Origin of the sequence: Brevibacterium sp. RIT 803 (assembly GCF_016892625.1) — a bacterium.
In the GTDB taxonomy this organism is placed as follows: domain Bacteria; phylum Actinomycetota; class Actinomycetes; order Actinomycetales; family Brevibacteriaceae; genus Brevibacterium.
Map to the genome: position 1 here is coordinate 1,332,633 of NZ_JAFEMW010000001.1, position 13,003 is coordinate 1,345,635.

Below are 13,003 nucleotides of genomic sequence, written 5' to 3' on the forward strand. Positions count from 1 at the left end.
TCTGATTCGGAAAAGCTTTTGGAGGCGGGGGTGCCTCAGTGACGGGGATGGCGCGTGAGGGACAATGTGTCCACCGAGGCGGGTGAGACCTCCGGGGCGAGCGCGTCGAGGACGAGGTCGACGTCGGTGGAATCCTCGCAGGAGGCGATCACCGTGAGCGGATGCTCTGGGTCGCGTTTGCGGCGCAGCTCCTGGTAGATGAGAATTGCCGCCCAGGCGCGGGCACGGTCTTCGCGTTCACGCAGGTAGTCGATGTTGTCGAGGACGACGACCGGGGCCTGGGCGAGGCTGGCGAGCCCGAGCTCGAGGAGAAACTTCTGCAACTCGCTGAGTTCAGAGACGAAGGCCTTGCCCTCGTCATCGATGAGGAAGTCGGCATCCTTGACCTCAAATGAGGAGAAGTTCTTCTCGGGAAGACGGTCGATCACCTCGGTGGCGGACGTGAAGGTTTCGCGGATGACGTCGATGACCTCGTGTAGGGAGGACTTCGAGACCCAGGGTTTGTACCAGGGCTGAAGCATGATGAGCCGCTCGGCGAGGTGCTGGGCGAGCGTGAAGTCGTTCTCGAGGTCGGTGAGACCGGCGACGTGGCCGACGGTCACCTGTTCACGCACACGGCGAGCCTGTCTGCGAATGTCGAGTTCACCCACATGCCCTTGACCAGTGTCCACCCGCATGCGTCCGGCGATCGAGAGCAGCAGGGACGTCTTTCCCGAGCCGGCGGCGCCCTGGATGACGGAGAGTGCTCCGGGAGGGACGTCGAGGTCGATACCGGAGAATACGTCTCCCTGCTTTCCCGACATCCCCCAATCGCTGAGGCTGACCTGGCTGGTTGCCCGTTCCGTCTCGTCGACGAGCGTCTGTGACGTGCTCTGCATTTCCACTGCTCCCAAGGTGTGCGACTATGTCGACCGTTTGTGCTGGCCGCTGACGCCGGGAACGCGGTTGAGACACGTTCCGCTGCCAAACACACTACGCCGCATGGGCCCTGACAAAGCCGCTCTGTCTGACGCAGGTCAAGTTACTCACAGGTAACTATAATGGCCGAAGCTGAATATTCTGCTTATATTTCCCCGGATGTCTCCAATCCCACAAAAAGTCGCCCTCGGCCGCAGCGAGATACCGAACTCGGCCCGGGGAGCATCACGCCCGGTTAGTCTCACGACATACAGCTGCAGCGGTAGGTTTCAGCAGCCGCAAGGCGCTATGCGAAACGAACTGTATGAGTTGGACGCTGCGATGCCAAACGGCACGGAATACATGAGTTGGCGGCGCACCTACGGACGGCGCGACATTGAAAAAGCTGCCGCATGCAGGGTGTGCATGCGGCAGCTTCAAGTCCGTTCGAAGAGGGAGTTCTGCAATGAGAGCCCCGCTCAAGCGAGAACGCTCAGACGATCACACGTCGAAGCGCTGGCCTTCGGGTTTGGAAGGCAGGAGCATCAGAACGAACACGATAATCCCCCCGACGCCTGGAATGAAGGAGAGGAACCAGAATGGACCAGCAAAGTTCGCATCGTGGAGACGGCGCCATGAGAGGGCCAAAGTCGGAACGATAATGGCAAGGCCGATGAGGAGCATCAGAATTCCACCGATCGCAGTGAGTGCAAGCGCCCCACCGGAAGGTCCTGCCGACATCTGAGCACCGTAAGGGTCCGCTGCGGCCATCGAGGCAGCCCCGGCCGTCATGCCGAGACCAATCGAGTAGAGGATGCTGGGAATGAGCTGGATCAGGAAGAGGAACAGCGCCGCCCACCAATACTCGCTGCGCGATGCACGTCCGGAGAACTTGGCGTACTTCTTGAAGAATCGCTTGACTGCCTGGCCGAACGATGCGCCGTAAAGAGGAAGCGAGAGATCATCGGGGCTGGCCGCCCCACGGATCTGGCCACCAGGACCCATAGCACCTGGGCCAGCGGCACCGGAACCAGCAGGATAGGCGTTGTTCGCGTTGTAGGCGCTGTTCGCGTCGTAGGACATGGTGACCTTCGTGTAGGAAAAATATCGTCTCTGCACAGTGAGTGCACTACCAATTGTGCTACAAAGTGACCGGAATCCGCGCATTCGCGGTGTTCCAAATCTGGAACGTGAAATGAACAGCTGACTGAATTGTTCGACTGGACCAATCACAACGGCACTACTACTACGCGAGAAGCGCCCGAGAAGACACATCTTCTCGAACGCCACTGCCGGATCGCTTCAAGCGAATATTCGATGCACGCGGCTCTTCGCCGTCAACGCTCTCAGTTCAGGCGTCTCCGCCGGTCAGCGCATAGGCTTCGTCAACCGGCGCTTCGTCGATGTGACCATCGACTCGGCGCAGAGTCTTCCAGCCGACAGCGATGACGATGACTGCCAAGAACACCACTGCAGTGCCGAAGAAGTATGGTGCTCCGGTGCCGATCGACTCGGAGACGACACCGGCCACAATCGGTGCGACTGCGCCGCCGATGAAGCGCACACCCGAGTAGGTCCCTGAAGCTACAGGACGAGGCAGGTCGCTGACTTCCATCGCCGATTCGGTGAATACGGTGTTGAGTACGCCCAGGATCAATCCGGCCACGATGACGCAGACGATGATGCCAGTGAAGGATTCGACGAGGAATCCCATGACAGCCAGCAGCACCGCGAGAGCAATCAGTGCGACAACGAGACTGCGGCGACGCCCCAGACGTTTGGTCAGAAGTGGAGCCCCGAAGACCGAAGTGATAGCCACGCACATGCCCCAGCCGAAGAAGACATAGCCGAGGCCCATAGCCCCGAAGTCCTCGATGCCGGCCTTTGCCGCGGCCGCCTCGACAGGGAACGGACTGTAGGCCAGGAGAATGAAGAAGCCGAAGTTGTACAGCAATGCGGCGATGCCGAGCACGAGGACGCCGGGACGACCAAGCGCCCGGAAGGTGGCACTGAGCTTGATCGGCTCGGGCGAGGTCTTGATGCCGGTGCCGGTCTTCCCGCCGGGCAGCAAAATGACGATGGCGATGAAGCCGATGGCCATGAGGACAGCGGTGCCGAAGAACGGTCCGCGCCAGGAGATTCCGCCCAGCAGGCCACCCAACAGAGGGCCGGTCGCAATGCCGATGCCCAGGGCGGCCTCGTAGAGAATGATCGCTTTGTCGGCACCACCGGAGGCGGCACCGACGATGGTTGAGAGAGCGGTGGAGATGAAGAGCGCGTTGCCCAATCCCCAGCCCGCGCGGAAGCCGATGATCTGGTCGACGCTGCCGGAGAATCCGGCCAGGGCGGAGAACGCGACGATGAGGATGAGGCCGATGAGCAACGTGGTCTTCGCACCGATCCGGGAGGACACGAAGCTCGTGAAGAACATCATGCCGCCGGTGATGAACAGGTAGCTGGTGAACAGCAGCATCGACTGCGACGGGGATGCGTGGAGTTCGGCGGAGATCGCGGGCAGAATCGGATCAACCAGACCGATACCCATGAACGCGATGACCGCGGCGAACGCGACTGCCCATACTGCTCGTGGTTGCCGCAGAATCGATGCTTCCGCGCCCTCCCCGTCTTTCGTCTGTGCTTCATTACCTGGTGACACGCTCATTGCTGTTCCTGCGCACCCTTTCGTCGGTATTTCATGTTTCGCTGTTGTTGGCCTGACGTGTGTTCGTCAGCCGGTGTGCGTCTCGTCCTGCTGGACTTCGTCAACATCCACGGGATGCTGTTCCTGCAGAAATTTCGAGACCAATCCCAGTGCCCGATGGACACTGAGCCTGTCGTCGGGAGTCAGAGCCTCGAAGTAGGGCTCCATCCGCTCGACCAGGATGGTGCGGTTCTCGGCCAACCGCGCACGGCCCGCCTCCGTCAGTGAGAACTGTGAGGCCCGCCTGTCACTCGGGCTGGCTTCGCGAAGGACATATCCGGCCTCTTCGAGTCGGGCCAAGACCTTGGTCGCAGCAGGCTGCGAGCACAGGTACCCCTGCGCGAAATGCCCGACCCGGACAGGCTGGTACTGCTCGACCACGCTGAGCGCACGCAAGGCGACAAGGTCACTTTCATTGCCGACGACTCGCCTCAACGCCCTGGTCAGACGCGAGGAGACAACGACAAGGTCCGTGACGAGCTCCGCCGAATCAACATCATCCATAACTCTTTTATATACCTTGGTTATGCAATATCGCAAGGACCCCCTCAACAGCGAAGGCGCCGCCGCCCACGACCGCACCCGCGATGCTGGCCCGGCTGAACTGCGGCAGGGCACCTGCACTTCTCATGTGACGGACATCATGGCCACCTCGGCAAGGGGCATGCTAATCTGTGGTCACATGTTCCGGGGACGGTGAAAATCCGTACCGGCGGTGATAGTCCGCGAGCCGACTGCATTCGTGCAGGAGGTTGACTTGGTGAAATTCCGAGACCGACAGTCAGAGTCTGGATGGGAGGAGCATGGCGACCGCGGTCGCTGTGATTCGGTGCATCCCAATGCACTGCCGCACAGGTCCGCACGCTCTGATAGTTGCACCCGCAATATCCTCCCTCCCGGCATCAGTTCGGGAGGTTTTTTCATGTACGCGGGGTTCACCGATCTCGAAACGACTGCGATGACCGCTGCCCTGCAGGCCGCGCGAAACGGTCACCGGGGCGCGAATCCTCTGGTTGGAGCCGCGATTCTGACGAGGGACTCGCAGGTCGTCGTCGGCCATCATGCAGGCGCAGGCAGTCCCCACGCCGAGGTGGACGCCATCACCACGGCCATCGACCTCGGCGTCGACCTCGCCGCCTCCACCCTGTTCGTGACCCTTGAGCCGTGCAATCACACCGGCCGGACCGGACCGTGCACCCAGGCGATCATCGATGCAGGCATCCCCGACGTCGTCTTCGCTCTGCCCGATTCCAACGGCGTCGCCGCCGGTGGTGGAGCCACGCTCGCCGAGGCGGGGGTTCGGGTCCGCTCGGGCCTTGGCCGTGACGAGTCCTCGGCTCTCAACGCCAGGTGGCGTCGTGCCGTCGATGCCGAGCGTCCCTTCGTCACGGTGAAGATCGCACAGAGTCTTGATGGCATGGTCGCGGCCTCCGATGGGACCAGCCAGTGGATCACCTCGGCGCAATCGCGAGAGCATTCACATGAGTTTCGGTCCCGGGTCGACGGCATCCTCGTCGGCACCGGAACGGTACTCGCCGATGACCCCCGACTCAATGCCAGGGGACCAGGTGGTGAACCGCTGGAAACCCAACCGGTGCCCATCGTGCTCGGGCTGACCTCCCTGCCGCAGGAATCGTTCCTTGCACTCAACCCCGACACGATTCACCTTCGCACACGCGACATCACTGCAGCACTGGGCGAACTGCATGCCCGCGGTCTGCACCACATCCTTGTCGAGGGTGGGCCCAGCGTGCTCGGCGCCTTCTTCGCCGCCGGTGCAGTCGACGAAGTCTTCTGCTACCAGGCTCCACTGCTGGTGGGCACGGGGAAATCCAGCCTATCGGGCCTGGGCACGTCGACGCTGAGTGCGGCGGTCGGTCTGGTTCCCGACGAGACCGCTGAACCTGCAGTCGCGCGACTTGGACCCGACGTGCTTCTGCACTTCGTCACCGACGACGCCGGTCTCGGCACCACCGACAACTACACCATCTGACTCACCACCTACTCACTGATCGCACACTCACTCGGAGGGCACATGTTCACCGGCATCATCGAAGAGCTCGGCATCGTCGCAGCCATCGACCGCAGGGACGATTCGGCTGTCATCACCATCGACGCCAAGGGACTCGTCGACGACCTCGGCCTCGGCGGGTCACTGGCCGTCAACGGCGTGTGCCTGACCTCGGTCAGGAACGAGACATCCTCACCGCCCAACGGTTCGCCTTCCGAATCGCCGGGTGCCTTCACCGCCGAGGTGCAGGGACCCTTCACCGCCGAGGTAATGGGCGAGACCCTGCGACTGACCGGGCTGGGAGCCTTGCGCACCGGGGACCGGGTCAACCTGGAGAGGTGCACACCGGCGTCGGGACGCTTCGATGGGCATGTGGTGCAGGGACATGTCGACGGGTGCGGTGAACTGCTGAGCCGCGACGACTTCGATGAGTGGTCGACATTACGCATCGGCATCCCGAACTCTCTGGCTCCTTACACCGCTACCAAGGGTTCCATCGCCCTCAATGGCGTCTCGCTGACGCTGACAGCCGTATCAGGACCCAGCGAGACCAGCGCCTGGGTCGAGGTCGGACTCATCCCGGCCACGTTGACCCACACCACGTTCGGCGATCTGGCCCCCGGTGATCCGGTCAACGTCGAGGTGGACGTGCTCGCGAAGTACACCGCCCGCCTGCTCTCATTCCGCACAGAGATCACCGCTTCTGCGGAATCTGCCACATCTGCCGAGACAACCACTCTCTTCAACTCAACTGACAGCAGCACTCGACAAGGAGCCGACAATGCCTGATACCGACCCAACCGCTGCGCGGCTCGATCCGATCGAGGACGCGATCGCTGCGTTCGCGGCGGGCCAGCCCATCGTCGTCGTCGATGATGAGGACCGCGAGAACGAAGGCGACCTCATCATGGCCGCCGAGTTCGCCGAGGCGGCCACCATGGGCTTCTTCGTCCGTTACACTTCTGGAGTCATCTGCGCGCCCATGGATGCTGAGCGTGCCGCCGCACTCGAACTGCCGCCCATGGTCTCTGCGAACGAAGACCCGAAGGGAACCGCCTACACGATCAGCTGCGACGCGGTCGGCGTGACCACCGGAATCAGTGCCGCCGAACGTGCCCTGACCGGACGCCACCTTGCCGCAGCAGTCCCCGATCCGGCATCGATCACACGCCCCGGGCACGTGTTCCCGCTCATCGCAAAGTCCGGTGGAGTCCGTGAACGCCCAGGCCACACCGAGGCTGGAGTCGAGTTCGCACGACTGGCCGGGGCTGCTCCTGTGGCAATGATCGGCGAGGTCGTCCATGACGACGGTTCGATGATGCGCTTCGACTCCCTGCGCGAGTTCGCCGATGCCCACAAGCTGGTCATGGTCTCAATCGAAGGACTCATCGACTACCTCAACGAGACAGATACGACCCCGCGAGCGATCGAAGCCTCGGCAGAAGTTCCGCTGCCGACCAAGCACGGGAGCTTCAGAGCACGTGCGTTCACGATCGACGGTCACGACCACCTCGGCGTGTTCTCCAGGATCGAGTCTGCCGCTGTTGCCGACGAACCGACGGCTCAAGAGTCGTCACTGCGCGGGCCTGCACCTCTGGTTCGGGTGCATTCGGAGTGCCTGACCGGGGATGTCTTCGGATCTCACCGCTGCGACTGCGGGGAGCAGCTGGATCTGGCACTGCAGCGCGTCTTTGACGAGGGTGGTGCCGTGATCTATATGACCGGACACGAGGGTCGCGGAATCGGGCTGAGCAACAAACTCCGCGCCTACGCCCTGCAGGATCGGGGGTTGGACACCGTGGATGCGAACCGTGAGCTCGGCTTCCACGACGATGACCGCGACTACCGTGCAGCCGCGGAGATCCTACGCTCCATCGGCCTGACTCGCATCCGTCTGCTGACGAACAACCCGGACAAGACCCGGGCGCTCGAAGCACTGGGAATCACGATCGAGGCCGTCGTTCCGCTTGAGATCCCAGCGCGGCCGGAGAACTCGAACTACCTGACCACCAAGCGCGAGCGAATGCACCACACGCTGACCCTGCCCTCGGTGGTCGGCAGCGCCACAGCCTCGGCGACCATCGCTGAGAAGCACCACTGCTGAGAAGCACCACTGCTGAGCGGCCGTTTCAAACACTCCCACTTCTGACCACTGACTCTTCCGGCCACCACGGCCGGCACGAAAGGAATTACCCATGGCACATTCCGGAGCACCCGAGCTCGCCGTCTCCGCGGCCGATACTCGCGTCGCCATCATCGCAGCATCCTGGCACACACAGATCATGGACGGCCTGGTCGACGGCGCCCAACGTGCGGCCGACGAGGCTGGAGCCCAAGCCACCCTGGTGCGGGTCCCAGGAAGCTTCGAGCTGCCCATCGCCGCGGCCCGACTGGCACCGCACTTCGACGCGGTCGTCGCCCTCGGCGTCGTCATCCGCGGCGGCACCCCACACTTCGACTATGTGTGCCAAGCAGCCACCGACGGTCTCAACCGCGTTGCCATCGACTCCCGCAAACCGGTCGGGTTCGGGGTGCTCACCTGCGACACCGAGCAGCAGGGACTCGACCGTGCCGGACTCGAGGGATCGCAGGAGGACAAGGGCCACGAGGCCATGACTGCAGCACTGGTCACCGTGCAGGCCCTGGCGGAGTATTCGATCGCGTGAATTGTGAGGCTCACGTTCCCCGCGACGAACGTGAGCGCAGCTAGTCAGACCGCAGTGAGCGCGGCAGGGGCTTCTTGCGCCAACATGACAGGGGCCTCCTGCGCCAACGGTTGGTAAGTTCGTCGCGATCCTGAGCTCGGGATCGCGACGAACTTACCAACCGTTTCAGCAATAGTCCGCAGAAATGTCTGGATTCCGTATTGCGGGGCCTGCGAAAGTCGACTCATGCGCTTTGCAGTGTGGATGACCCCGAGCTTCGGAACATTGTGAGACCTAGACCTTCCTGCCGGGGCCGAAAGCAACAGCTGCGATCACAACAGGCGCGATCATGCGAATACCGCTCAGCGTCAACGGAAATCGCCACTCGAGCCGAGTGCGCGTCTGTCCACAGCTGGACCTGACTTGGACGTAATTCCCCTGGGGATGCAGGGTCGTTATCCCCAACGCTCCCAAGCCACGTGGAAAGCGTGCCGCTGGCCGCCCGATACTGATCAGCATGTCGTATTGGCACTCGAAACCGATGACGTTCAGGCAGATGCCGACCCCATTCACCCGCGCCGATCTAGCCGCTCGGAATATTACTTCGTATGCGCTGCAGCATGATCCGCGCTATATCCAGATGGTCCATGGCGTTTGGATCGACAGCACCGAGGACATCGTGGCTCCCACACCGGTTTGGGCAGGAGCCGAGTGGCAGAGAGTTGCGACGCAGCTACGAGGCTTTCGCCTGCGACGCCCCGACCTGGCTGGCACATTCTGGACTGCGGCTCGCCTCTACGGCTTGCCGGTGCCGAATCGAATCCGGGACCAGGATCTACACGTTGCCGGAGACACGGCCTGTACCCGAGTCAATATGCGGCAGGTCATTCTTCATCGACATCGGCAGCTCAAGCAGGTCGACTTCTTCGACCTGCAATTGGTCACGGTTCCACACCTTCTCGTCGAACTCGGCTCTCACCTCAGTCTGCTCGAACTCGTGCAATTCGGCGATGCGGTGGTGTCGAAGCGATTCGGCGGCCCGAAGACCACTGTCGAATCGCTTCAATCTGAACTCGCCACTCGCCGCCAAGTCCGCAGCCGCCGAAGGATCGAGAAGGCGTTCTCGCTCATCCGCCTGACCGTTGACTCCCCTCGTGAGACCTGGCTACGGCTGTGGCTCATCGGCAACGGCTTTCCTGAGCCTGTAGTTCATCCGCAGGTTCTCTGCCGGATCAAGAATGTGATCCTGCAACCCGATCTGGGATATCCAGAGCTCAAGCTGGCAATCGAATACGAGGGAGACCATCATCGATCGTCAGAGGGGCAATTCAACACTGACATCGAACGACAGCAACTGTTGGAAGCCGAGGGGTGGACCGTCCTCCGAGTCACGAAGAAGACAGATATGGCGACCTTTGGGAAGCTTCTCGACACTCACCTGAACAAACCTGCCTGAACCTGCAGCTGACGGCAACGCAAGAGGCGGCAGCTGAAGAGGCAAACGGTTGGTAAGTTCTTCTCGATCCAGAGCTCCGGGTCGAGAAGAACTTACCAACCGTTGACGCGCACAGGCTTGAGCGGCAGCCCGGCAGCCCGACAACGCCCAGCGACTCTCAGAACAGCTGGCGGATGTTCGTGCGCGCCAGGTCGATGAGTTCGTCGCCCTTGCCGGAGAGCACCGTGCGGACGGCGTAGAGCGCGAAGCCCTTGGCCTGTTCGGCAGTGATCGTCGGCGGCATGGACAGTTCCTGGCGTTCGGTGACGACATCGAGGATGGCTGCCCCGTCGTAGGCGAGGAACTCCTTGACCACCTTCGGCAAGTCCTTCGACTTCTCGACGCGGAAGCCCTTGATGCCGACCGCCTCGGCGATGGTGGAGAAGTCGGGGTTCGACAATTCGGTCCCGAACGTGACGAAACCGGCGGCCTTCATCTCCAACTCCACGAAGTTCAACGAGGAGTTGTTGTAGACGACGGTCTTGACCGGCAGCTTGTTCTGAGTCAGGGTGATGAGCTCGCCCAACAGCATGGCAAGGCCACCGTCGCCGGCGAGCGCGATCGTCTGACGATCCGGATGGGAGGCCTGCACGCCGACGCTTTGGGACAGGGCATTGGCCATGGACCCGTGGCTGAAGGACCCGATGAGCCGGCGTTTGCCGTTCATCGTCAGGTACCTGGCGGCCCAAACGACAGGTGAACCCACATCGGGGACGAACACAGCGTCGTCATCGGCCATCTCATCGATGAGGCGAGTCAGATACTGCGGGTGGATCGTCCGCTTCGACGGGGTGGCGAGTTCATCGAGGTCCTTGCGGGTCTTGCCGTAGTGCTTGGTCATCGACTTCAGATGCGCACTGCTGCGGCTCGGTTTGATCAGCGGCAGGAGCTCGCCGACGGTGTCGGCCACTGTGCCCACCAAACCGATGTCGACGCGTGTTCGTCGGCCGATCTGGGAGCCTCTGACATCGGCCTGGATGACTGTCGCGTCCTCGGGATAGAACTGCTGATAAGGCAGGTCGGTGCCCAACATGAGCAAGGTGTCGCAGTCTTTGAGCGCATGGTAGCCGGACGAGAAGCCGAGCAGCCCGGTCATGCCCACGTCGTAGGGGTTATCGTATTCGATGAACTCCTTGCCGCGCAGCGAGTGCACGATCGGCGCCTGGAGCTTGGCGGCGATGGCGATGAGTTCGTCATGGGCACCCTGCGTTCCGGCGCCGGCGAGGATCGTGACCTTCTTGCTCTTGTTCAGAGCCTTCGCAGCCGCTTCAAGCTGGGATTCGGCGGGGATCACACGGGGTGCATAGGACCGCACCACCTCGGCGGCGGCAGAGATATCGGTGAGCCCGACGTCACCGGGGATGACGAGAACGGCAACACCGCGCTTCTCGATGGCCTCGCGCATGGCGATGCGCAGCAGGCGAGGCATCTGCTCCGCGGTCGCCACGTGTTCGACGTAGACGCTGCATTCGCGGAACAGCTCGGTCGGGTGGGTTTCCTGGAAGTAGTTGGAGCCGATCTCATCGCTGGGGATGTGAGCGGCGATGGCGAGCACCGGCACCCGGGAGCGCTGGGCGTCGTAGAGTCCGTTGATGAGGTGAAGGTTACCCGGTCCACAGCTGCCTGCGCAGACGGCGAGTTCACCGGTCAGTGCGGCCTCGCCGCTGGCGGCGAAGGATGCCGCCTCTTCATGGCGGACGTGGACCCATTCGAGCTGAGGGTTGACTCGCAGGGCATCGGTGAAGCCGTTGAGCGAATCTCCCGGGATCCCGTAGACCCGCTTGACTCCGCTGGCCACGAGCGTATCGACAATGTTTCCGGCGACGGTGGGCATAGGATTCCTTCCGTTGGAACACGTGGAGCTCTCACAGCTCCTGGGTGGACCTCCATCAGCATCCCAGTCAGAGTGCTGACACAGGCTGGTACCGCGGTTTCAGTCTAGCCCCGAGGTCAGCGGTCTGCAGATGTGAAGTCAGAGACAACGGACATGCGCACAGGCGTCGTTGACGTCAGTGCCGCATTCACGTCCGCGCCGACAACATCGTCGCCCCGGTCAGCAACGCTGCCATGACGATCGCCATCGTCGGATAGCCCCCGACGACTCCGGCCAGCGCGGGACCGGCGACGGGGGCCAGCGCGGTGCCGACGGTGATAGGGGCGACGAAGACCCCGTTGATCGCACCGAAGTTGGTCGTCCCCCACCTATCGGCGACGGCTGTCGCCTGGAGCAAGGTGATGCATCCGCGCACGCCGCCGGTGAGCATACCGATGCCGATGAGCAGCCAGATCGGGCCAGAGACGAACGCCAACAGCCAGAGTCCGGCCGCCCCGCAGGCGAACAGCAATATGGTTCTGGCCCGTGAGGTGGTCCGGCGTTCGAGTGCAGGGTAGAAGAATCGGCCAGTGACCTGCCCGAAGCCGACGATCCCGAGTGCGATTGCTGCGAGTCCGTATGCGGCGCCGCGCTCGATGAAGAGCGGGATGATGTTGATCGTCACGGCGAAGAGCGTGAAGGTCGACAGTGCCACGGAGATCTGCAGGATGATGAAACGACTGGACCGAGTGACCGCACGGATCTCTGCCTTCGATGGCGTCCGCGACACCTGCGCCTCCTCGTCGGTCCACCTGCGGTTGAGGAAGAACAGATGCATCGGCAGCGCGGTGACCGCTAGGATTCCGGCGAGGATGACGTAGGTGGTGCGCCAGCCGCAGGAGTCGATGAGCCAGGCGATGATCGGCGCGAACACGGTCGACGCGAGTCCACCGACGAGGGTGATCGTCGTCAATGGCTTGACTCTGTCTGTCCCGTACCATCGGGTCACGACGGCGAACGCCGGAGGATAGAGGGTGGCAGCCTGGGCGAAACCCGCGAGCACCCAGGCTGCGAAGAAGACAACAAGATTCGGCGCCGCCGCCACCAACAGCAACGCGAGGATGCCGATGACCGTGCCGAGGCTCATGAGCGTGCGCGGCCCGTGCGAATCCAGCATTCTGCCGACGCGGACGCCGGCGAGCGCGGAGATGATGAGCCCCACCGTCAGTGCCCCCGTCACCGTCGTCTGACTCCACTGCATGTCCGCGGAGATACGTGTCACCGCCACCGGCAGGGAGTAGTAGAGCAGACCCCAGCTGCATAGTTCGGCGATGCACAATGCGGCCAGGCCACCGCGTGGCCGGTCGGTCGCCGCCGCTTCCTGGCCGTTCACGTCGGATCCTCGGTCATTCCGAAACCTCGGTCGGAGCCGTCGACTCCC

At 62.6% G+C, this 13,003-nt stretch carries 11 protein-coding genes and 1 riboswitch; of the genes, 5 read left to right on the plus strand and 6 right to left on the minus strand.

The window, feature by feature from the left end; translation table 11 throughout:
• Positions 1 to 35: 35 nt before the first annotated feature.
• The 4 genes from JTF07_RS06040 to JTF07_RS06055 all read right to left on the minus strand — a co-directional run bounded on the left by JTF07_RS06040 (position 36) and on the right by JTF07_RS06055 (position 4,102).
• On the minus strand, positions 36 to 878 hold the full coding sequence (locus JTF07_RS06040; RefSeq protein ID WP_204233334.1) for an ATP-binding cassette domain-containing protein: 843 nt from the start codon (positions 876 to 878) through the stop codon (positions 36 to 38).
• Positions 879 to 1,398: 520 nt separating this feature from the next.
• Complete coding sequence (locus JTF07_RS06045) at positions 1,399 to 1,980, minus strand: DUF805 domain-containing protein (RefSeq protein WP_186292956.1); 582 nt, start codon at positions 1,978 to 1,980, stop codon at positions 1,399 to 1,401.
• A 268-nt stretch (positions 1,981 to 2,248) separates the two neighbouring features.
• Entirely contained in the window at positions 2,249 to 3,559 is a 1,311-nt protein-coding gene (locus JTF07_RS06050) for an MFS transporter (RefSeq protein ID WP_204233335.1), read from the minus strand.
• A gap of 66 nt (positions 3,560 to 3,625) precedes the next feature.
• Positions 3,626 to 4,102 carry a MarR family winged helix-turn-helix transcriptional regulator gene (locus tag JTF07_RS06055; protein WP_204233336.1) on the minus strand — a complete coding sequence of 159 codons (477 nt, stop codon included), beginning with the start codon at positions 4,100 to 4,102 and terminating at the stop codon, positions 3,626 to 3,628.
• 175 nt (positions 4,103 to 4,277) lie between these two features.
• A riboswitch (FMN riboswitch) is annotated at positions 4,278 to 4,406 on the plus strand.
• 114 nt (positions 4,407 to 4,520) lie between these two features.
• Between JTF07_RS06055 and ribD the strand changes: the two genes are divergently transcribed.
• From ribD to JTF07_RS06080, 5 genes are all read left to right on the plus strand, one after another.
• The gene (ribD, locus tag JTF07_RS06060; RefSeq protein ID WP_204233337.1) at positions 4,521 to 5,591 is read left to right on the plus strand and encodes a bifunctional diaminohydroxyphosphoribosylaminopyrimidine deaminase/5-amino-6-(5-phosphoribosylamino)uracil reductase RibD; all 1,071 of its coding nucleotides are present in this window, start codon (positions 4,521 to 4,523) and stop codon (positions 5,589 to 5,591) included.
• Positions 5,592 to 5,633: 42 nt separating this feature from the next.
• A complete protein-coding gene (locus JTF07_RS06065; protein ID WP_204233338.1) occupies positions 5,634 to 6,398 on the plus strand; it encodes a riboflavin synthase in 765 nt (254 codons plus the stop codon).
• Complete coding sequence (gene ribB, locus JTF07_RS06070) at positions 6,391 to 7,713, plus strand: 3,4-dihydroxy-2-butanone-4-phosphate synthase (RefSeq protein ID WP_204233339.1); 1,323 nt, start codon at positions 6,391 to 6,393, stop codon at positions 7,711 to 7,713. The genes JTF07_RS06065 and ribB overlap by 8 nt, the downstream gene beginning before the upstream one ends.
• Before the next feature lie 91 nt (positions 7,714 to 7,804).
• Entirely contained in the window at positions 7,805 to 8,275 is a 471-nt protein-coding gene (ribH, locus tag JTF07_RS06075) for a 6,7-dimethyl-8-ribityllumazine synthase (protein ID WP_204233340.1), read from the plus strand.
• A 496-nt stretch (positions 8,276 to 8,771) separates the two neighbouring features.
• Entirely contained in the window at positions 8,772 to 9,710 is a 939-nt protein-coding gene (locus JTF07_RS06080; RefSeq protein ID WP_204233341.1) for an endonuclease domain-containing protein, read from the plus strand.
• A 157-nt stretch (positions 9,711 to 9,867) separates the two neighbouring features.
• Here JTF07_RS06080 and poxB read toward each other — a convergent pair whose 3' ends face one another.
• Together poxB and JTF07_RS06090 are read right to left on the minus strand one after the other, a co-directional pair.
• Positions 9,868 to 11,583: a ubiquinone-dependent pyruvate dehydrogenase gene (poxB, locus tag JTF07_RS06085; protein WP_204233342.1), complete on the minus strand. Its 1,716-nt coding sequence runs from the start codon at positions 11,581 to 11,583 to the stop codon at positions 9,868 to 9,870.
• A gap of 187 nt (positions 11,584 to 11,770) precedes the next feature.
• A complete protein-coding gene (locus JTF07_RS06090) occupies positions 11,771 to 12,955 on the minus strand; it encodes an MFS transporter (RefSeq protein ID WP_353843887.1) in 1,185 nt (394 codons plus the stop codon).
• Positions 12,956 to 13,003 lie beyond the last annotated feature (48 nt).

Bases quoted from the DNA above. Each gene is read 5' to 3' on its own strand.
- JTF07_RS06040 (WP_204233334.1), bottom strand. From the start codon at position 878: ATGCAGAGCACGTCACAGACGCTCGTCGACGAGACGGAACGGGCAACC.
- JTF07_RS06045 (WP_186292956.1), bottom strand. From the start codon at position 1,980: ATGTCCTACGACGCGAACAGCGCCTACAACGCGAACAACGCCTATCCT.
- JTF07_RS06050 (WP_204233335.1), bottom strand. From the start codon at position 3,559: ATGAGCGTGTCACCAGGTAATGAAGCACAGACGAAAGACGGGGAGGGC.
- JTF07_RS06055 (WP_204233336.1), bottom strand. From the start codon at position 4,102: ATGGATGATGTTGATTCGGCGGAGCTCGTCACGGACCTTGTCGTTGTC.
- ribD (WP_204233337.1), top strand. From the start codon at position 4,521: ATGTACGCGGGGTTCACCGATCTCGAAACGACTGCGATGACCGCTGCC.
- JTF07_RS06065 (WP_204233338.1), top strand. From the start codon at position 5,634: ATGTTCACCGGCATCATCGAAGAGCTCGGCATCGTCGCAGCCATCGAC.
- ribB (WP_204233339.1), top strand. From the start codon at position 6,391: ATGCCTGATACCGACCCAACCGCTGCGCGGCTCGATCCGATCGAGGAC.
- ribH (WP_204233340.1), top strand. From the start codon at position 7,805: ATGGCACATTCCGGAGCACCCGAGCTCGCCGTCTCCGCGGCCGATACT.
- JTF07_RS06080 (WP_204233341.1), top strand. From the start codon at position 8,772: ATGTCGTATTGGCACTCGAAACCGATGACGTTCAGGCAGATGCCGACC.
- poxB (WP_204233342.1), bottom strand. From the start codon at position 11,583: ATGCCCACCGTCGCCGGAAACATTGTCGATACGCTCGTGGCCAGCGGA.